Raw genomic sequence first — 21,856 nt, forward strand, 5'->3', positions numbered from 1 at the left:
AAATTGAATTGTTATTAAGAGGTTTTGCAGTAAATTTACGCCTTCAAAAATCATTCGTTTATGTCCATATTTGAGAATACAGAAGTAGCTTTTAAATTAAAATCAAACAATGAGCTACGTAAAGCACATGCCATGTTTGTGGCGGTTGACAAAAACTGGTTGACCGATTTTGGTGCTTGGAGTTTGCCTTGGGCAATTCATATTCCTGGTGTGAAATCATTGATTAAAAACACTGTTTTTGCACATTTTTGTGGTGGAGAGACTAGAAAAGAATCTATGTTAACCATCGATAAGTTATATTCTCAAAATGTAAAAAGCATCTTGGATTATTCTGTTGAAGGAAAAGAAGATGAAGCTGAATACGAAAACTGCTTTAATGAAATTATGGCGGTTATTGACGATGCGACAGGAAATCCAAAAATTCCTTTTGTTGTTTTTAAACCAACCGGTTTTGGTAGTATTAAAATATTTACCAAAGTTGGTGCAGGTGAAACGCTGAATGAAAAAGAACAAAAACAATGGGATAATATTCGTCGTCGTTTTGATGAAGTTTGTAAGAAATCTTATGAAAACGATGTTACGATTATGATTGATGCAGAGCATTCTTGGATGCAAGATGCAGCCGACGATCTAGCCGTGGAATTAATGGAGAAATACAACAAAAAACGTTGTATTGTAGTGAATACATTACAAATGTATCGCCATGATAGATTAGCTTATCTGAAAGAGCAATATGCTAAAGCAGAAAAAGAAAACTATTTTATTGGGTACAAAGTTGTTCGCGGTGCTTATATGGAAATTGAGCGCGAAAGAGCGGCCGAAAATGGTTATGAATCACCAATTCAACCTGATAAAGCCTCTACAGATAGAGATTATAATGCCGCGATAGAATTTATCTTTCAACATAGAGATAGAATTTCATTATTTGCTGGAACGCATAATGAATTGAGCTGTAAATTGGTGATGGATAAAATCGAATCTAATAATTTAGAAAAGGACGTTCACAATATTTGGTTTGGTCAGTTATTAGGAATGAGTGATAACATTAGTTTCTTGCTTGGATCTAAAGGTTATAACGTTGCCAAATATGTTCCTTATGGTCCTGTGAAAGACGTGATGCCATATTTAATTCGTCGAGCACAAGAAAATACATCTGTAGCTGGTCAGTCTTCTAGAGAGCTTGGCTTAATTCAAAAAGAGCTTGAAAGAAGAAAATTAGAGAAATAGACAGGTAATTTATACTTGAAAATATTGAGTTTTGATTTAAATTCTGTATTTTCAAATCTTGATAATAATGATTTAGCTTTTTATTAAGTTAAATCATTATTGTCTTTATAAAAACATCTAAAATACACTTCTAATTTGTCTGATAAACAAACATTTGCCGAGATTATTTTACCCTTACCATTAGATGGAACTTTTACTTATGAAGTTCCCTTAGGTTGGGATTTAAAGGTGGGGCAACGTGTGGCGGTGCAGTTTGGTAAAAGAAAGATTTATACTGGAATCATTCACTCTTTTCATCATAACAAGCCAGAATTATATAAGACAAAGTTCATAGAATCCATTTTAGAGGAAGAAGTTTTTGTTCTGCCGCAACAAATTAAACTTTGGGAATGGATAGCGGATTATTACATGTGTTCGCTAGGAGATGTATTTAAAAATGCTTTCCCTACGGCCTTAAAACTTGAGAGTGATACTTTCGTAAAGTTGGTAAAGGGAAAAGAATTCCCTGCAGAAGAAGGAATATCAAAAAATGCTTATTTAATTTGGGAAGCTTTACATCACAGGTCCTTAATTTCTGTAGATGAAGCCGCAGATATTTTAGATTTAAAATCTGTAATTCCTGTATTAAAAGAGCTTTTAGATTATGGTTTAATTGAGCTTGATGAAAGGCTGATAGAGAAATATACACCCAAAATTGAATATTATATTCAAACAGAAATTTCTCTTCAAGATGATTCGTTGCAAGATGTTTTATCTGAATTAGAAAAAGCACCTAAACAAAGAGAATTATTCTTTCAATTGGTGATGCGTCAGCAGCAATCTTCTAAACCGGTTTTGGCTTCTAAGTTTATAAAAGAATTCGGAGGTTCATACGCCATTTTACGTTCTTTAGCTGACAAAGGAATAATTAAATTCTTCGAAGATACTTCAGATCGAATTCAAGAATTTGATGAAGATTTACATGATATTCATGCTTTATCTGAACATCAACAAAAAGCAATTTACGAAATTAGAACGAACCTAAAAGAGCACGATACAGTTCTTTTGCATGGCGTTACTTCCTCTGGGAAAACCGAGATTTATATTAAGTTAATTGAAAGGGTATTGGCTAAGGGCAAAAAAGTTCTATATCTCTTACCAGAAATTTCGCTTACTACTCAATTAACTCAAAGACTTCAGAAGCATTTTGGAAATCAAATTGGAATTTATCATTCTAAATTTAACCAAAATGAACGAGTTGAATTGTGGCAAAAGACCATCAACAATGACTATCAGATTTTGATAGGAGCGAGGTCGAGTATGTTTTTGCCGATACAAGATTTAGGTTTAATCATTGTGGATGAAGAACACGAAACTTCCTTAAAACAAAATGATTCAAAACCTAATTTTCATGCTCGTGACACAGCCTTGGTTTTAGCTAAATTGGAAGGCGCAAAAACTATTTTGGGTTCAGCTACACCTTCGTTGGAAATGTATTTTGCAGCCAAACAAGGAAAAATTGGCTATGTAGAGTTATCACACCGATTTGGTGGAGTTCAGCCTCCTGTAATGGAAATTATTGATTTAAGACGCGCTCAGAAAAAGAAAGAATTGAATGGTGATATTTCTATGCGTTTAGAAAATCAGATTCGCGATACTTTCAAGAATGATAAACAGGTTATTATATTTCAAAACCGACGCGGTTATGCACCCGTTATGGAATGCAAAAGTTGTGGACATACGCCATATTGCCCCAACTGCGATGTTGCTTTGACTTATCATAGATTGTCTCATCAGCTTAAATGTCATTATTGCGGACATTCCCAGGCGAAACCGAATAAATGTTATCAGTGTAAAAGCGTTGAGTTAGAAACAAAAGGGATTGGAACTGAGCAAATTGAAGAAGATTTATTGCGAATTTTCCCAAATAATAGCATTGCACGGATGGATGTTGACAGTATGCGAAAGAAATTTGCTTTCGAAAAGCTAATTAAAGCTTTTGAAAATAGGGAAGTGGACATGCTGGTCGGAACACAAATGGTCACCAAAGGTTTAGACTTTGAGCATGTAAATTTGGTCGGTATTATACGTGCGGATAGTTTGCTGAATTTCCCTGATTTTAGAGCCCACGAAAGAGCTTTTCAACGTATTGTACAAGTGGCAGGTCGCGCTGGCAGACGAAAGGATAGAGGTTTGGTTTTAATTCAGGCTTTTTCTGCAGATCATAAGATTTTACAATATGCTTCTCAGTTTAAATATCATGAGATGGCACAGGAAATCTTGTACGAAAGACGTGATTTTTTATATCCACCTTTTGTGAAAATGATTGAAATTACTTTTCGTCATAAAAATAGAGATAGATGCTACAAAACAGCCAATTATTACGCTGAATCTCTTAGAAAATATTTTGATGAAAAAACTTTGTTAGGTCCAGAAGCGCCAAGTATCGCAAGAATGAATAACAATTATTACTTCAAAGTTTTGGTCAAAATTCTCCCAAATCAATCGGCGAAAAAAGTAAAGATTTTATTGAAAGATGCATTAGAAAATCTTCACCAAGTTAAAAGCTTTAGATCAGTAAGAATCGACTTTGATGTAGATCCTTATTAAAAATTGGCTACTTACATCATTTGAGAAATTTTCTATAAAAGACTTTTATCATGGTCTAAATATATGAATATCATAATTTTTCATGCTATATTCGGCTTTTATTTTTTAAAATCTTAACATATGAAACTAAGTAGACTTTTTCTTTTGACATCTGTCGTTGGGGCAGGATTAGTTAATGCACAAGAATCGCAATGTAACAATCAAACCGTAATTCAATTAAAAGAAGCAGGGTTAAGCGATGAGATTATTATGTCTAAAGTAGCATCAGAGGACTGTGAATTTGATACTTCTACAGATGCTTTATTACATCTAAAAGAAAATAATTTATCAGATGAAATAATCAGCATGATGATTCAAAATAACTCTAATAATTCTGATGATAATGAAGCTTTTGATTACCTTACTATGGCTAAGGTGGTAGAAAAAGATAAGAAATTATTGATTAATAATAAGGTTTGGTTAGCTAAAGGAGACTTTGTTCAAATCTATTTACCAGCTTATGGTAGAGATTATTATTTTGTAAACAAGAAGCAATCAAAATTTGGAGCTAAATTAATTGGAGGCGTTGCAGATGTCGTGGGTACAGGAGCTGCAGCTGTTGGTTTTGGTACTAACAATATCCAGGTGATGAGTGGCGCAATCAAAGTAATGAGAGGGGCGACTGCTGTTAGATATGGTGCAAATGCATTAGAGAAAATTAATGATTTAGACATTTCCAAAGATGCTAAGAGAATTGCGGGTAAAGACGCAGAAGTTTTAGGATGGGATTTAACTGAAGATGGTTATTTAGTTGAAGTTAAAATTGACAAGAAAAAATACGAAATTAACCTAGAACAGGCTTTAACTGTAAAGGAAATTAATTTAATTAAATAATATATACAGTAATTTATAATAAAAAATCCCGCCTTATAAGCGGGATTTTTCTTTAAAGTCCTTTGATGTAGACCGTCTTTTTATTGACAAATGCTTTAATTCCTTCTTCGGATAATTCTCTTCCATAACCAGAAATCTTAGTGCCACCAAAAGGTAATCTTGGATCACTTTTTACTAAATCATTTACAAACACAGCTCCGTCTTCGAATAATGGAATTAAATTCTCAACTCGTTTTTTATTTGTAGTAAATAAACTCACACCCAATCCATAATCAGAAGAATTGACCATTTCAAGCATCTCATCTTCGCTCTCGAATGTAGAACAAGCTAGGAGAGGACCAAAGGTCTCTTCTTTATAAATTTTCATATCTGGTGTAACGTTTTTCACTAAAGTTGGCTCAAAATAAGCTTGATTATAATTTCCACCTATAACAACTTCAGCGCCTTTCTCGATTGCATCTTGTAACTGCTCATTCAGAGTCTCGGCAGCTTCTTTGTTTACCATGGTTCCAATGTAGGTCTCTTCGTCTAATGGATCACCAGATTTAAGAGCAACAATTTTCTGCGTTATTTTTTCTATAAATTCGTCTGCGATATTTTTATGAACAAAAAGTCTTTTTCCTGCTATGCAACTCTGTCCCGTATTTTGGAATCTCGCATGAACACAAGTATTCAACGTAGCTTCTAAATCACAATCTTCAAAAACTACCAATGCGTTATTTCCGCCTAATTCTAATAATGAAGGTTTGATTTCTTCGCTGGCAACTTTAGCCACAGCCGCACCTGCAGCATTGCTTCCTGTGAGGGAAACAGCTTTAACTATAGGGTTTCTAATGATTTTCTCTACTTTATCACTTTTGATAATTAAACTTTGAAAAACATCTTTTGGAAATCCAGCTTCAATAAAACTCTGTTCAATCATTTTTGCAGATTCCATCACGTTGCTAGCATGTTTTAATAAGCCCGTGTTTCCGGCAGATAGACTTGGGACAGCAAACCTAAACACTTGCCAAAATGGGAAATTCCAAGGCATTACAGCTAGTAGAACACCCAATGGATCAAATCGAACATAAGATTCTTGCGCATCCGTAGAAACCTTATTTGCAGATAATTGTTTTTCTGCGTTTTCAGCATAATATTTACAAACCCATGCACATTTTTCAATTTCGGCAATTCCTTGAGAAATAGGCTTCCCGATTTCTAAAGTCATTACTTCAGCATATTTCGCTTTGTTTTTCTCTAGTACATCGGCTAAGGCAAAGAAAAGTTTTGCGCGTTCTTCAAAACTTGTTTTTCGCCATTCTTTAAAGGCATTTTGAGACTTATCAATCGCCTCTTCAACTTGTTTTACAGTGAATTCTTTGTGTTCAAAAACAACTTCTTGATTATATGGATTGATGGATTTCATGTTCAAAATATTTATTTAACAAGATACTAAAAACCTATAAAAACGAAGGAGAAGCCTATGTAAATCTTTAGTTAAAATCGCTTAACTTTAATTAAGACTTAATAGATTTAATTAATACTTAAAATAGGAGAGGATTGAACTTTAGCTCATTCCAAAAGACTTCAGCTTAAGAATTGGATATTTAGCAAACATTTCGTCCACTAACTTTGGATTCAACTCTATAGCTTTGGTTAAAGTTTTTGCGGCTGTGGTATTATCATTTAATAAAAACTGACAACAGCTAACTTGATAGTACAATTCAGCACGCTCAAATTTCTTCAGACCACGGTTCGCTATTTCAATCGCTTTTTGGTATTCACCTAAAACAATCAATAACTCCGTAAAACCTAACCAATTTAAAAAATGACTTGGTTCTAGCTTAATAATTTTCTCGTAATTGATTTCAGCTTCCTCGTATTTACCCATTTGGATATTTAGATAAGCCAAACGTTTCCAATAATTAATCTGCATAGAATCAAGTTCTACAGCACGATTTAAATAATGAATTGACTCTTCAATATTTCCAATAGATTCATAAATGTCTGCCGTTGCCGACCAAGCTTTATCTAATTGCGGATCCTCGTGAATGGCTTTGTGATAATAAGCTAAAGCTTTAGAAACATCATCAGTTTCTAAATAACACTTACCAATTTTCATTAAAGTATAAGCAGGAGAATCATCTTCTTCCAAAGCTTCTAAATAAGTTTCAACAGCCTTAGGATAATCGTTTAATTCTTCATAACACAAGGCTAATTGCATTAAATTATTAATCCCACTTGGGTTGATACATACGGCATAATCAAAAGCTTCTGCAGCGTTTTGATAGTCTTTTAATTGAATATATTTTGAACCTAATTGATACCAAGCAAAGTCGGCATAAGGTCTTAAATCAATATATTGTTTTAGAAAATCTATACAATCTTTAGGACGACGAATTTCATCAAAACATTGAACACAAGCATAGAATGCGATTTCATCATCTAAATCTAAATCCAAAGCGGCTTTATAATGAAACAAAGCTTGTCCAATTTCATTCAGGTTCATGTACTCAGCACCAAGACAATGGTTGATGTAATCTTCCTCCATACCAAAATCCAACGCTTTTCGGTAAAAACCAATAGCGCGTCTGTGCTGACCCTTAATCGACCAATATTTAGCTTGAGCAATAATGAAATCTATTTCATTTGACATTACTTCTTTTAGCTCTTCGATCAATTCACCAGCTTCTTTTAGCATATCCACCTCTAGCATATACTCCAAGACTTTTACACGCATTTCTACGCTGCCTGGATGCAATTCTAGTGCATATTCTATCGCCTTATAAGCAAAGGGTAAATCGCCTACATCTAAGTAATAGCCAATGATTTCGTTTAATTCTTCGCCATCGAAATAATAACGTTCATTCTCCTCCAGCATCTCTTCAAAGCGATCAATCAAATCGTTATTGAGCAAATCATCATTCATATGTTAAAGATAGAGGTTATTTAATAACCTTTAATGACTTGCAAAATTAGGTTATAAACAAATCTTAAACAATAATTTGGCTCATTTTGGGAGTTTGTTTAACTTTTGATGCTCATCGTATTATAAAGAAAAATTCGACTTTAAATCCAACTATTGTAGATTCAAAATCGAATTTTATTTATTAAGTGAAAGAAAATTCTATTTCGTAATGCCTTCTAACTTAAATAAAAATGCATGCTCTAGAGCGATTTCTTTTAAATAATCAAATCTACCTGAAGCTCCTCCGTGTCCGTATTCCATATCGGTTTTGAAAAGAATTACATTTTTACTTGTGTTAAAATCCCTTAACCTCGCTACCCATTTGGCTGGTTCAAAATATTGAACTTGAGAGTCGTGTAATCCTGTTGTAACCAACATGTTTGGATAATCCATGGCCTTTACATTCTCATAAGGCGAGTAAGATTTCATATATTGATAAGCCTCCTCAAAATTTGGATTTCCCCATTCATCATATTCATTGGTTGTTAATGGAATCGTGGTATCTAACATTGTATTAACCACGTCTACAAAAGGAACTTGAGCAATGATTCCATTCCATAAATCTGGACGCATGTTAGCAATTGCTCCAACTAATAATCCTCCAGCTGATCCACCTTGTGCGTAAAGATGTTCTTTAGAAGTAAAGTTTTCTTTAATTAAAAATTCCCCACAGTCGATGAAATCAGTGAAAGTATTGATCTTTTTCATTAATTTTCCATCTTCATACCATTTTCTTCCCATTTCCTCACCTCCACGAATGTGTGCAATGGCAAATACAAAACCTCTGTCTAATAAAGAAAGTCGTGTCGTAGAAAATGTCGCATCCATCGAGCTTCCGTAAGAGCCATATCCATATAATACCAATGGATTTTTACCATCTTTTTTCAGCCCTTTTTTGTAAACCAAAGAAATTGGAATTTGTGTTCCGTCATTGGCAGTCGCAAATAATCTTTCAGAAACATAATTCGTCTTATCAAAGTCACCTAAAACAATTTGTTGTTTCATTAAAGTTCTGACACCTGTTTGCATATTTTCTTCGTAGATAGAAGCAGGCGTAACCATTGAAATGTAGGCAAACCTTAAGTTGTCCGTAAAATATTCAGCATTTCCAGTAGGATAAACCACATAGGTTGGCTCGTCGAATTGTAATTTCTTTTCTTGGCCAGTTTCTCGGTTTTTAATAATCAATCTCGTCAGGCCATTAAACCTTTCTGTAATTACTAAATAGCGATTAAACTCATCAACTCCTTCAATTAAAACATCTTCTCTATGTGGAATAACTTCTGTCCAGTTTTCTATTTCAGTAGCATGTAATGGACATTCCATGAGTTTGAAATTAAGAGCGTCCTTATTGGTTAGAATTAAAAATCTATCCTCTAAAGGTACAATGCTGTAAAGAACATCTTTCATTCTTGGTTGAAAGACTTTAAATTCTCCTAACGGCTGATTTGCATCTAAAATTCTCTCTTCTGAACTTGTCGTAGAAGAGGAGTAAATCATTAAATATTGCTGATTTTTGGATTTATAAACCCCGATATAGTTCGTATTATCTTCTTCTTGATAAACAACTACATCATTTTTTACGTCTGTATTAATCTCATGACGCATAATTTTCTCACTCAAAAGCGTTTCTGGATTATTGGCCGTATAAAAGAAAGTTTTATTGTCATTCGCCCATGCAGTTCCACCTGAGGTGTTTTCAATTCCTTGATAAGTAACTTCACCCGTGGTTAAGTCTTTCAAATATAATTTATACTGTCTCCTTGAAACATTATCTACCGCAAACAAAAGCAGATTATTGTTAGGACTAATATTAAATCCTCTCGCCGAATAATAAGAATGACCTTCTGCCATTTCATCTATATCCAACAACACTTCCTCTGGTGCATCTAGTGAACCTTTTTTGCGACAATATTTAAAATACTGCTTTCCGTCATCGGTACGAGTATAGTAATAGTAACCATCGACAAACATAGGAACGCTTTCGTCTTTTTCTTTGATTCTCGACTTCATTTCATTGAATAATTCCTCTTGGAACTTGTCTGTGTCGGCCATCATTTGGTCCACATAAGAGTTTTCTTGATTTAAATAATCAATGATTTGGGTGCTATCTTTTGTCTTCTTGAAAAACGCATTCATCCAATAATAAGGATCGTTAACTTTTTCGCCGTGAATATCTCTAATGTGTTCTTTTTGTTGAGCATCTGGTGCTACTATATCTGGCCACTTTTGTGCGTTCATAAATATAAAATTGAATGAAAATAATATTAAAATTGAGTATTTCATAAGAGTAGAATTTTTCTCAAAATTAAATTAAATAACTAAGTTAGCGCACAACAAAAGAAAACATTTTGGAATATCAATTAGAGCATCAAGAAATCACCACCCAAAAGCATCCTTTAAGGTTAAAATTATTGGTAGATAATTTACAAAGCCCAGCCAATTACGGAATGATGATTCGGATGGCAGAAGCTATGGGCGTAGAGGAGATTATCTTTTTAAGTGATCAATTTAGCGAGCTTACTTCCAAAATGAAAAGAAGCAGTCGTGCAGCTGAAAAGAATTTAAATGTTCGCTTTGTTCAGGATTTAATTTCTGAAATTGAGGTATTAAAAAAGGAAGATTTCGAGATTATTGGTTTAGAATATACTTCTGAAAGTAAGGATATTACAAAACTAGAATTTAATCAAAAAGCCAAAGCACTCATCTGTGGAAATGAAGCTTTTGGTATTTCTCCAGAATTAATAAAAGAAAGTGATTATTGTGTTCATTTACCTATGTATGGCAAAAACACAAGTATGAATGTTGTGATGGCGACTTCAATTGCACTTTGGGAAATGATTCATTAAAATTAAAAACCATTATATTTACTAGGTATGAAAAATGAACAAAATTCTGCTATGAAGAAAATGGTTTTATCAGGAGGAACGGGATATTTAGGTGGTCTAATCCAAGATTATTTTAAAAATGAATATGAGATTTATATTCTAACACGTTCTGAAAGAGAAAGTAAAGGAAACATTCATTATGTACAATGGGATAGTAAGAATTTAGGTGATTGGACCACAGTATTGGAAAATGCAGATGTTCTAATCAATCTTGCCGGTATGAACATCAATACTCGTTTTACGGAAGAAAATAAAAAGAAACTTCTTTCTTCTCGTATTAATAGTACCGAAGCTTTGGGTAAAGCAATCGAACAATGTGAAGTGCCTCCAAAAATGTGGTTGAATGCGTCTTCTGCAGCTATTTATGAGGAAAGTGTAGAAGTAGCAAGAACGGAAGATGATACAACAAGAGATGACGATTTTCTGTCTTTTTTAAGTCAGAAATGGGAAGAAGCTTTCTATAAATATGCTAATGATAAAACTAAAAAAACTGTCTTTAGGATTTCATTGATTTTAGGTGAAAGCGAAGAAAGTGCATTACACATGCTTAAGAAGTTAGTGAAACTAGGTGGAGGCGGAGCAGCAGGTTCTGGCGATCAAATGGTTAGCTGGATGGGTGAAAAAGATTTGCCAAGAGCTTTAGATTTTATCATTAAAAACGAATTGACGGGAGCTTTTAATTTTAGTAATGGTAATGTCTTAAGCAATGCGGATTTCATGAAAGAATTGAGAAAGAAATATAAGATGCCAATTGGTTTACCTGCTCCTGAATTTTTAATCAATATTGGAACTAAAATAATTGGAACTTCACCAGATTTGGTTTTAAGAAGTCAGAATATTGCTCCAAAGAATTTAAAAGAGGCTGGCTTTAAATTTGAACAACTTCAATTATCAGATATATAAAATACTACTTTGTAAATTATAAATAAACGCTCTTGAGAATCTTCTTAAGGGCGTTTTTCTTTTTAAATTAATGTTATTATTCAATAAAGTTTAGTTAAAGCCTTGGTTTAACAAATCACGGAATAACAATTGATGCATACTATAGAAAATATACTATGTCTGAGAAAAATTATTTCAATAAAGAAGCTATTGATAAATTAAAGGAATTAGCCGAGAGTGCAAGGATATGCATGATGACAACCAAATTAGATGAGCGTCCGAGCCCATCGCGACCTATGACTTTGCAGGAGGTGGATGAAAATGGAATTCTATGGTTTTTGAGTGGTAGAGATAGCGACAAAAACTATGAACTGAAAAAGGATACCAAAACGCAATTATATTTTATGAATAATTCCAAGTCTGAATACCTTTCAGTGTATGGAACGGCTGAAATTTATTTAGATCAAAATACCATTGACGAACATTGGTCGGTTGCGGCAAATGCTTGGTTTAAGGAAGGAAAAGAAGATCCAAATGTTTCTGTTATTGGTATTAAACCCTTAGATATGAAATATTGGGGAACCAAACACGGAAAATTTGTAGATATAGCTTTAATGGCTTATTCAGCCTTAACGGGCGCCGATAAAGGAAGCGATGGCGGAGAGGAAGGAAAATTAGAAGTTTAGGGAAATATCTTATTAAAAGCGTTTAGTCTTGTGACTAGGCGCTTTTATTATTTTAAAATATTTAAACCATAAAAATATATTAATTATCAATCTTAATCAATATGAAAAAAGACAACAAACCAACTTCAAAAAAAATTCAGGATTTAGAAAAGGACATGAAATGTCCGATTGATCACACAATGACGACCAACGACGGCGTTAAAATTAATGACGACAATAATTCGTTAAAAGCGGGAGAAAGAGGTCCTTCTTTGTTAGAAGATTTTATTCATCGTGAGAAAATGTCTCATTTTGATCGTGAGAGAATTCCAGAAAGAGTTGTTCACGCTAGAGGTAGCGCGGCGCATGGAATTTTTGAACTTTATGAAAGTTTAGAAGAATATACCAAAGCTGGATTCTTGACTGATACAAGTCGTAAAACGCCAGTTTTTGTTAGATTCTCCACCGTGGCTGGATTTAGAGGTTCACCCGATTTAGCGAGAGATATTAGAGGTTTTTCAGTAAAGTTTTACACTGAGGAAGGTAATTATGATTTGATTGGAAATAATACACCGGTTTTCTTCATTCAAGATGGAATGAAATTCCCTGATTTAGTTCATTCGGTGAAGCCTGAGCCAGATAATCAAATTCCACAGGCGGCATCTGCGCATGACACTTTCTATGATTTTGTATCGCATGCAACCGAAACATTACACAATCATATGTGGGCGATGAGCGATAGAGCCATTCCTAGAAGTTTGCGAATGATGGAAGGTTTTGGTATCCATACTTTTAGATTGGTTAATGCCGAAGGGAAATCTTGTTTCGTTAGGTTTCACTGGAAACCATTGTTAGGAATTCACGGAGTAACCTGGGAAGAAGCAGTTAAAATCAATGGAGCTGATTCAGATTATCACCGAAGAGATTTATGGGATGCGATCGAAGCAGGACACTATCCAGAGTGGGAATTAGGTTTGCAAATCATTCCAGAAGAAGATGAAATGAAATTCGATTTTGATATTTTGGATGCGACTAAATTAATTCCAGAGGAAATAGTTCCGGTTAAGATTGTAGGTAAAATGACCTTAAATCGAAATCCTGAAAATTTCTTTGCAGAAACGGAACAAGCGGCTTTTCATCCAGGTAGAGTAGTGCCAGGAATTGATTTTTCTGATGATCCATTGTTACAAAGTAGATTATTCTCTTATCATGACACCCAAATTTACCGATTAGGTGGTGCGAATTTTAATCAAATTCCGATTAATCGACCAATTAATGAAGTTCATAATAATCAACGAGATGGGCAGTTTCAAACACAGATTCACAAAGGAAAATCATCTTATTTCCCAAATAGTTTAGCAGATGGATGTCCGCACTTGGCTAAAATGGCGGAAGGAGGATTTACTTCTGTTCCAGCTCCGGTAGCGGCGCACAAAGTACGAGCGAGAAGTGAAAGTTTTTCTGATCATTATTCTCAGCCTGCATTACTATTCAGAAGTTTGCAGCCTTGGGAGCAAAATCACATGGTAAATGCTTATTCATTTGAATTAGGAAAATGTACGCAGCAACATATTCAAGAGAGAATGTTGTTTCAGATAAATAAGATTAATCAAGATTTAGCGAGTAAAGTAGCTAAGAATTTAGGTTTAAAAGTTCCTAACTCTATCGATATGCCAATCAATCAAGCGATTGGTGCAGATGCCGATGGTTCTGATCAACCTGGAGATGTTAAGGTGTATTTAGAAAAATCGCCAGCCTTGAGCATGACGCATATTAAGTCGGATAGAATTGATGCTCGAATGATTGCTGTTTTGGCTGCTGATGGATTTAACATGAAAGATTATCAGTCTATGAAAGATCACTTGGAGTCTAAAAATGCGATGGTGAAATTAATTGCTCCACATGGAGGAACGATTAAGTGCGATGAGGGTATGGAACATAAGGTAGATGCAGCTTTAATGACGACGGAATCGGTGTTGTATGATGCTTTGTTTATTCCAGGTGGTAAGAGTGTAGATGCTTTAATGAAAGAGGCGAAAGTCTTTAAATTCATCGATGAATCATACAAATATTGTAAAGCCATTGCAGTTACAGAAAATGCAGAAGACTTATTAAAGAATAGTCAAGCAAAGGATTACAAAGAAGATAAATTTATTTTTATTGATGGAGAACCTAGCGATTTTTCGGCTGCGATTGCAAAACATAGGAATTGGGATCGAGAAGAAAAAGCTAAAATGATTTCTGTTTAATTTATTTCAACATTAAAAATTCAAACTCCTTTTCATTAGAAAGGGAGTTTTTTATATCTCTAAAATGCTGTTATCTGCAATTACAAAATTCCTTCCAGTGGATTGTAAAGAAGTGTCTAATCCTGTAAACTCACTAAACGCAGGTAAAATGATTTGATTTTTTTGAAGAAGAAAACTTGCTAATCTAATTTTTTGTCGAGCGTTTAATTTTAAATACACACCAGGATGTATATGTCCACAAATACTTGGTTTATTCGGCTTTTCTTGTGGATGATGTGTTATGATAAAATTTTCAAATTCTAAGTTTTGATGAACTAATTCGATGCCTAGTTCTTCATAAACTGAAGCTTTTAATCGGTCATGATTACCTTTAACCAATATGAATTTTAAGTCTAAATAATTCGCTTTCCAGGTTTTGAAAATTTCAATTTCTGAATTGGCAGACGCATGAAAGAAATCACCTGCGATAATAACTTGATTAGGAGCGTGTTTTTTAATTAAATCAGCCAAACGACTTAAGTCACTTTCGGCGATATTACTAGGAATGGCAATTCCGTTTTTTCTAAAATGAGTGGATTTCCCTAAATGAACATCGGCAATGATTAGACTTTTGGAATCAACATGAAACAAGGCTTTTCCCGCATCTAAAATAAATTTTTCTCCACTAAATTGAATCTCCAAACCTTTCTATCTTTTGAGTTTATAAAACTACTTCAACTTTTGCATTTTTTCAATTCTTTTCACCAAATCTTCGTTACTCATACTCGCACGAAGGCTATCCACTTTTATTGGAAAACTAAGCGGTGTAAATGCTGTAGCTCTTTTGAAAATTAATCTACTATGCGCAATTCTATTAAATGCTTTCTTCAAACGAACTTCTTCGAATTGTTGGTCGAAAACCTCGGTATAAGCTTGTTTTAATAATAAATTATTGGGTTCATAATCTTCTAAAACTCTAAAGATTAAACCTGAAGAACTTTGCAAACTCTTGTGATTCTTACTTTTACCATAATAATTCTGCAAGACTAAGCCTGAAATCACTGCAATATCTCTGAATTTTCTAGAAGCCATTTCTGTTGCATTTACACTCCCCACAGCATCTTGCATTAGATTTTCTAAACTTAAAATTTTAAATAAACTCTCTTCATCTAATGGAATTTCTTGATCGCTTAAAAGTTCAAAACCATAATCATTCATAGCGATAGTGAAGCTAATGGGTTTAATCAAACTAATACGATAGGCGATTATCGATGCGAAAATTTCGTGAACTAATCTTCCCTCAAAAGGATACATAAAGAGATGATGCCCATCGCGGGTTTTTATCATTTCAACCAAAAATTCATCCGATTTTGGAATATGAGAGCGTTCGTCTTGGCGGATCAGCAAAGGATTTAAAAACTTTAATTCTTTTTCTTTTGGTGCTGGTTGCAAGGCATCGGCCAACTTAGTTCTCATAAAATGACTTAAATCCGAAGATAGCGGCAAACGACCACCCAGCCAACTGGGCGTAATTGCTTTTCCGCTAGAAGATTTCACATAGGCGATGGTATCTTTTATGTTTAAAAGCTCTAAAGTTCGTCCAGCTAAAATAAATTTATCTCCAATTTTCATTTTTGAGATGAAATATTCCTCGACCATTCCGATGTATCCTCCACTTCTGAATTTAACTTTCATCATGACATCACTCACAATCACGCCCATGTTCATGCGATGTAGCGACGCAATTCTCCTATTGGTAACTTTATAAAGTCCATCCTCTTGAATTTCAACTTTATGATACTCTTCATAACGTTTTAATGCAGTCCCACCTTGGGTAATAAAATTAAATGCCCAAGCCCAATCTTCTTTACTTAAATATTTAAAGGCATGTATTCTTTCTACAATTTCTTTGACTTCATCTTCTCTAAAACCATCTCCAACAGCCAAAGTCACTAAAAATTGGATTAAGACATCATAGGTTAAAACCATGGGAGTTCTAACTTCAATCACCTTTTGTTTAACCGCTTCTTTTATCGCTGAAATTTCAATTAATTCTAACGAATGTGTCGGAACAAAATAGATTTTTGAGGTTTCAAAAGGAGAATGGCCACTTCTACCAGCCCTTTGTAAAAACCTTGCAACGCCTTTCACAGAACCAATTTGAATGACGGTGTCTACAGGTTTAAAATCAACTCCTAAATCCAATGAGGAAGTAGCAATAACAGCTTTTAATCTCCCTGAGGATAAATTATCTTCAATCCATTCTCTAAGGTTTTTGTCAATCGAGCCGTGATGAATGGCAATTAATCCCGCCAAAGATGGATCGCCAGCTAAAATCAGTTGATACCATATCTCAGATTGACTTCTTGTATTTGTGAAAATAAGAGCAGTTTCAGCTTGATTGATAATTGGAAGAATCTTATCCACCATTTTAGAACCCAAATGTCCAGCCCAAGGTAAAACCTCAATTTCATCAGGAAATACAGTTTCAATTTCTGTCTTTTTCTTTAACTTGGTTTCAACAGAAGTTTTTTTGATGTCATATGGAATTAAAACTTCCATAGCTTCTTCTAGATTTCCAATGGTTGCTGTAATTCCCCAAATTTTAAGTTGAGCGTTAAATTTTTGAAGGTAAGAAATCGCTAATTCAGTAAGAACGCCACGTTTGCTGCCTAAGAGTTCGTGCCATTCATCGACTGCAATACATTGAATATTTTTGAAAAATCGTTGATGATTTTTCATAGCGAACAACAAATGAAGTGTTTCTGGTGTTACGATTAATATCTCCGGCATCGATCGCGCTTGTCGTTGTTTGATTTTTGCAGGCGTATCTCCGTTTCTAGTTTCAACCAACCAGTCGAGTCCGATTTCATTAATAACTTCTTGCATCGCACGCTGTAAATCCTTGGCCAAAGAGCGTAGAGGAGAAACCCAAATGAGTTTAATTCCTTTACCAGCGTATTTTTTTGGGTGATTTAAATAGTCGGTTAGAACGGCCAAGAATACAGAAAAAGTCTTACCATAGCCCGTTGGTGCAACGACCATTCCGCTATGGCCTGTGCTGAATTTCGCCCAAGTTTTTTCTTGAAATGGAAAAGCCTCATTGCCTTTGGAATGCATCCAGTCAGAAAAGATCTGATATCCTTCACTATTTTTAAATTTAGACACTCGCTTAATCCTTTAAATTATTCAATAGATAGTGAGTCAATTAAAGCTTTGACGCTTTCAATCGTATCAATTTCATCGACTGTTTTATCTTTTCTCCATCTTTTAATTCTTGGAAATCTTAAAGCCACGCCAGATTTATGGCGATTACTTAATGCAATTCCTTCAAAAGCGATTTCAAACACAAGCTCAGGTTTAACAGTTCTAACAGGCCCGAATTTTTCAATCTCATTTTTACGAACAAATCGACTAACTTCTTGAATTTCTTTATCAGTTAATCCAGAATAGGCCTTGGCAATGGTAACCAATTTCTCACCATCTCTCACAGCAAAAGTATAATCACTATAGTGACCACTTCGTCTTCCAGAGCCACGTTGAGCATAAATCATAACAGCATCTATCGTTAGTGGATCGACCTTCCACTTCCACCAATCGCCTCTTTTCCTTCCGGTATGGTAGGGTGAAGCTTTTTGTTTCAGCATCAATCCTTCTGAATTGATAGATCTAGCATCTTCTCTAATTTTTCTTAGTTTCTCCCAATTTTCAAATGGTATAATTTCTGAAAGTTTGATGAGCTCACTTTGTATATCTGCAGTTAATTCTTCTAATTTTTCTCTTCTAAATTGCAAAGTTTTTTCACGAATGTCAGTTTCATTCCATTCCATACAATCGTACATATAAAAACCAATCGGAACCTCTTCTAAAAGCTTTTTGGTAACATTTTTACGATTTAATCTTTTTTGTAAATCATTAAAAAGTAAAACATTTCCGTCTTTCAGTGGTAGAATCTCGCCATCGATAACGAAATCTTCTTTTATATTTTTAAAAACCTCGACTAATTCAGGAAATTGAGTGGTTACCAATTCCTCACCACGCGACCAAATGAAGATTTTGTCGTTTCGCTTTACAATTTGACCTCGAATTCCGTCCCATTTATATTCTACCTGCCATTCTTTAGGTGAGCCAAGCTCGTTTAAATCCTTTTCAAGTGCATAGGCCAAACAGAAAGGATACGGCTTGGAATCATCATAATTAATGTGTTCTCCAGAAATTAATTCATCAAAACTAATGGAATTCATATCCCAGTTACCAATGATACTATGCATGAGTTGATTCGCATCTCGACCGGAAAATTTAGACAAACCATTCACCAATGTTTTCTTAGAAACGCCTATTCTAAAACTTCCACCAATTAATTTATTAAAAATCAATCTGTCCTGTTGAGATAATCCCTGCCAAGCTTTAGTTACATAATTTTTTTTGTCCTCATCTGATTTAGATTTAAGTTTTTTTAATTCATTCATCCAAACATGAAGCGGTTTGTTGATTTCATTTTGAGGCTCTGGTAAAATGAGGGAAATAGTTTCTGCTAAATCTCCCACAGCTGAATAACTTTCTAAAAATAACCATTCCGGAATGTTGGCGATTTCCATTGCCCATTCTTTCATGAGTGTGGTTTTGACAGGACGTTTTGGTCTTTTTCCAGTAAAAAGAGCAATTAACCATAATTTATCGCGGTCCTCGGCCGTCTCAAAATAGTTAGCCAATGCAGCAATCTTTGCATTGGTCTTATTAGTCATTTCGACGGTTGATATGAGTTCAGAGAAGTGTTTCATGGCCTAGGACTTTAACTCGGTTTCAGATTTTTCTTCTTCGCCATATTCAGTTTTTAGTTCATAAGCTTCGATGCCAATTTCATTTAAATATTTAGCAAAAGTGGCCTGAGAACCATGTGTAACATAAACTTTTTCGGCTTCAGTTGCTTTTACAACAGAAATTAATCCATCCCAATCCGCGTGATCGCTGATAGGAAAGCCAGCATCAACAGATTTCCATCTTCTATTTCCACGAATTTGCATCCAACCCGAACAAATTGCTGTAGCTGCATTGGGAACTTTTTTAATCATATTTGAGCCTAATAGAGCAGGAGGAACGATAACGATTTTGCCATCCATTTGCTTTCTGTTGTCCCAATCGATTCTATGATAATTTGGAATTTCATAACCCGTACTTTCTATAGCTTTGTTTAAATTATCAATCGCCGAATGAACATAAATTTCATCAACACCTTCAATTAATTTCATAATGCGTTGTGCCTTTCCGAGCGAATACCCAAAAAAGACACTGGTTTTATTATTTTCTTGATTGCGACGAACCCAGTTCGTTAATTGCTCTTTGTAGACATCGTTTTTCTGCCATTTATAAATAGGTAAGCCAAAAGTTGATTCTGTAACGAAGGTGTGACACTTTACAGGCTCAAAGGGAGTGCTGATTTTATCTTCATCTACTTTATAATCTCCTGAGAACACAAAAACGTAACTTTTCCATTCAAGTCTAATTTGAGCAGAACCAATTAAATGTCCTGCCGGATGAAGAGATACTTTAACGCCATTGATGTGAATAGGATCATTATAGCCAATACTTTCAACGGATATGTCTTTACCAATTCTATGTTGAATAATAGGTTTGGTGTAGTGATGACATAAATAATGTTTCATTCCGGAACGTGCATGATCTGCGTGTCCGTGAGAAATTATAGCATAGTCTACCGGCTTCCATGGATCTAAATAGAATTTTCCTGGAATGCAATAAATGCCTTTAGGTGAAAATTGAATAAAATTCTTCAATTACAAGATTTGAATTATTGAAATTTAATGATTTATATGTCAATGATTCTAATGCAAAAATGTTTCCATAAATAATTGTGGAGGATAGTGTTGCAATAAAGAAGAAAAGAGGAGAGGAATTTTGAGGCATAAAAAAAGCCTCAAGAAAAATCTTAAGGCTTTAAAATGCGATCCGGACGGGATTCGAACCCGCGACCACTTGCGTGACAGGCAAGTATTCTAACCAGCTGAACTACCGGATCAGTATTTTTAATTTTTAGCTTTTCAGTAGTAATTTCTTCTCTTAACTACCATTGTTCTGAAATGCGATTGCAAATATAGAATTAAAATTTAAACTAACAAACAATATTCCATAGAAAAATGCTCTTCTTTTCAGCTATAGCTTCGAACTCATTCGTTTTGTGAATGTTAAAACTTTAAAAATAATTTAATTTTAATTGTAATTAAAGCTAAGTGATTGATAAATGGCTTTAAGGTAAGATTACTACCATTTTAAATGAACGGAATAGGGGAGTTAGCGTTAATTTTAAGACATAAAAAAAGCCTCAAGAAAAATCTTAAGGCTTAAAAAGCGATCCGGACGGGATTCGAACCCGCGACCACTTGCGTGACAGGCAAGTATTCTAACCAGCTGAACTACCGGATCAAAGTTTTTGTTTGTTTGCTAATCAGTAGTAGTTTCTTCTTGTAACCACCGTTCCTCTGAATTGCGATTGCAAAAATAGAATAAAATTTTTAACAACCAAACAAAAACTACAAGAAAATTTAACTTTATAATGAGCTAGGATTCGCTATTAGATTTAATAAGTTGAATTTCAATCAATTTTAAGACTTATTTTTTAATAAATTTTCTTTGATATTTTTTGCCATCTGCTGTTGTCACATGAATTACATAGTTTCCAGCTGCTAATTTCTCTAGGTTCATGCTTTTTTGACCAAAGTATTTAGCGACGATTTTTCCTGACATATCATAAACATAAACCGAATCGATCTGTCCACTGTCAATAGAAACATTTAATTCGTTCAACACAGGGTTAGGATAGATATTAAATTTAGAGTTTGTTACTACATCATTAGTGTTTAAAACCTCATGATTAATTTCAATGTTGTCATAATAAGCATCATGACCATAATTGTTGTGTAGGAAGTTAATTCCTAGCGCGTCGATTTCATTAAATCTTGGAACACTAGCTATTAATTCATCATTTAAATAATAGAGTAAGTCATTCATAGTTACCTCTACCATAACCGTATTCCATTCGTTGATTTCCCAGTTAGCTTCGGTATATTGTGAGGCATATTCACCAGAGTTGATTACATAAATTAAACCTCTGTTTTCGATTCCAACTCCGGCAATGGGTTCGTATTCTTCGTTATCATTGATTCCAAACACAGTGAATTCAAAGTCGGCTCCTTGTTGTCCAGTTACTAAAATGTCATAACTAATGCTAAATACTAAATTGCTAGAAATAGCTTCACTAAAAGATAATGAACCACCAAAAATTGGAAACCATTGAAAGTCATAATCTGGTTCGTGCCCATTTTTAAATGAAAAAACACCTTCAGAGGCTTGTTCGTCTGAAATCGTTTGGTATTGTACAATTCCGTCGCTACTTTCTGTTACTTCCCAGCTGTTTTGTGCGTGTAAATTTCCTAAACTATATCCTTCTTCTGCTTCAAACGAAATATTAGTTTGAGCTGAAATAAAAGCAGTTAATAGTAGGAGAGGTAGTGAATAAATTTTTCTCATAACTTTTATTTT

The 21,856-nt window shown here is 34.3% G+C and carries 15 protein-coding genes and 2 tRNA genes; 7 read left to right on the forward strand and 10 right to left on the reverse strand.

Features of this window, described 5'->3' with window-relative positions; translation table 11 throughout:
• Positions 1-60 precede the first annotated feature (60 nt).
• The 3 genes from NLM59_RS09695 to NLM59_RS09705 all read left to right on the forward strand — a co-directional run bounded on the left by NLM59_RS09695 (position 61) and on the right by NLM59_RS09705 (position 4,689).
• Positions 61-1,227, forward strand: a complete 1,167-nt coding sequence (locus NLM59_RS09695) for a proline dehydrogenase family protein (protein ID WP_304417583.1) — start codon at positions 61-63, stop codon at positions 1,225-1,227.
• A gap of 135 nt (positions 1,228-1,362) precedes the next feature.
• On the forward strand, positions 1,363-3,816 hold the full coding sequence (gene priA, locus NLM59_RS09700; protein ID WP_304417584.1) for a replication restart helicase PriA: 2,454 nt from the start codon (positions 1,363-1,365) through the stop codon (positions 3,814-3,816).
• A gap of 120 nt (positions 3,817-3,936) precedes the next feature.
• Entirely contained in the window at positions 3,937-4,689 is a 753-nt protein-coding gene (locus NLM59_RS09705) for a hypothetical protein (RefSeq protein WP_304417585.1), read from the forward strand.
• 52 nt (positions 4,690-4,741) lie between these two features.
• Here NLM59_RS09705 and NLM59_RS09710 read toward each other — a convergent pair whose 3' ends face one another.
• The 3 genes from NLM59_RS09710 to NLM59_RS09720 all read right to left on the reverse strand — a co-directional run bounded on the left by NLM59_RS09710 (position 4,742) and on the right by NLM59_RS09720 (position 9,925).
• Positions 4,742-6,097 carry an NAD-dependent succinate-semialdehyde dehydrogenase gene (locus NLM59_RS09710; protein WP_304417586.1) on the reverse strand — a complete coding sequence of 452 codons (1,356 nt, stop codon included), beginning with the start codon at positions 6,095-6,097 and terminating at the stop codon, positions 4,742-4,744.
• 141 nt (positions 6,098-6,238) lie between these two features.
• Positions 6,239-7,600, reverse strand: a complete 1,362-nt coding sequence (locus NLM59_RS09715) for a tetratricopeptide repeat protein (RefSeq protein WP_304417587.1) — start codon at positions 7,598-7,600, stop codon at positions 6,239-6,241.
• Positions 7,601-7,798: 198 nt separating this feature from the next.
• The gene (locus NLM59_RS09720; protein ID WP_407986237.1) at positions 7,799-9,925 is read right to left on the reverse strand and encodes a S9 family peptidase; all 2,127 of its coding nucleotides are present in this window, start codon (positions 9,923-9,925) and stop codon (positions 7,799-7,801) included.
• Between the two features lie 65 nt (positions 9,926-9,990).
• Here NLM59_RS09720 and NLM59_RS09725 point away from each other — a divergent pair, with 65 nt between their 5' ends.
• From NLM59_RS09725 to NLM59_RS09740, 4 genes are all read left to right on the forward strand, one after another.
• On the forward strand, positions 9,991-10,488 hold the full coding sequence (locus NLM59_RS09725) for a TrmH family RNA methyltransferase (protein WP_304417589.1): 498 nt from the start codon (positions 9,991-9,993) through the stop codon (positions 10,486-10,488).
• 27 nt (positions 10,489-10,515) lie between these two features.
• Positions 10,516-11,430, forward strand: a complete 915-nt coding sequence (locus NLM59_RS09730) for a TIGR01777 family oxidoreductase (protein WP_304417590.1) — start codon at positions 10,516-10,518, stop codon at positions 11,428-11,430.
• A gap of 155 nt (positions 11,431-11,585) precedes the next feature.
• Complete coding sequence (locus NLM59_RS09735; RefSeq protein WP_304417591.1) at positions 11,586-12,095, forward strand: pyridoxamine 5'-phosphate oxidase family protein; 510 nt, start codon at positions 11,586-11,588, stop codon at positions 12,093-12,095.
• Positions 12,096-12,196: 101 nt separating this feature from the next.
• Positions 12,197-14,323: a catalase gene (locus tag NLM59_RS09740; RefSeq protein ID WP_304417592.1), complete on the forward strand. Its 2,127-nt coding sequence runs from the start codon at positions 12,197-12,199 to the stop codon at positions 14,321-14,323.
• A gap of 51 nt (positions 14,324-14,374) precedes the next feature.
• Here the strand turns inward: NLM59_RS09740 and pdeM are convergent, their stop codons facing one another.
• The 7 genes from pdeM to NLM59_RS09775 form a co-directional block, all read right to left on the reverse strand.
• Positions 14,375-15,004, reverse strand: a complete 630-nt coding sequence (gene pdeM / locus NLM59_RS09745) for a ligase-associated DNA damage response endonuclease PdeM (protein WP_304417593.1) — start codon at positions 15,002-15,004, stop codon at positions 14,375-14,377.
• Positions 15,005-15,031: 27 nt separating this feature from the next.
• Positions 15,032-17,470 carry a ligase-associated DNA damage response DEXH box helicase gene (locus NLM59_RS09750; RefSeq protein ID WP_304417594.1) on the reverse strand — a complete coding sequence of 813 codons (2,439 nt, stop codon included), beginning with the start codon at positions 17,468-17,470 and terminating at the stop codon, positions 15,032-15,034.
• Between the two features lie 17 nt (positions 17,471-17,487).
• Complete coding sequence (locus tag NLM59_RS09755) at positions 17,488-19,083, reverse strand: ATP-dependent DNA ligase (RefSeq protein WP_304417595.1); 1,596 nt, start codon at positions 19,081-19,083, stop codon at positions 17,488-17,490.
• Positions 19,084-19,086: 3 nt separating this feature from the next.
• A complete protein-coding gene (locus tag NLM59_RS09760; RefSeq protein ID WP_304417596.1) occupies positions 19,087-20,094 on the reverse strand; it encodes a ligase-associated DNA damage response exonuclease in 1,008 nt (335 codons plus the stop codon).
• 168 nt (positions 20,095-20,262) lie between these two features.
• A tRNA-Asp gene (locus NLM59_RS09765) sits at positions 20,263-20,336 on the reverse strand.
• 330 nt (positions 20,337-20,666) lie between these two features.
• Positions 20,667-20,740, reverse strand: a tRNA-Asp gene (locus NLM59_RS09770).
• A 186-nt stretch (positions 20,741-20,926) separates the two neighbouring features.
• Positions 20,927-21,844 carry a T9SS type A sorting domain-containing protein gene (locus NLM59_RS09775; RefSeq protein WP_304417597.1) on the reverse strand — a complete coding sequence of 306 codons (918 nt, stop codon included), beginning with the start codon at positions 21,842-21,844 and terminating at the stop codon, positions 20,927-20,929.
• Between the last annotated feature and the right edge of the window lie 12 nt (positions 21,845-21,856).

The organism is Profundicola chukchiensis (assembly GCF_029664245.1).
Lineage (GTDB): Bacteria > Bacteroidota > Bacteroidia > Flavobacteriales > Weeksellaceae > Profundicola > Profundicola chukchiensis.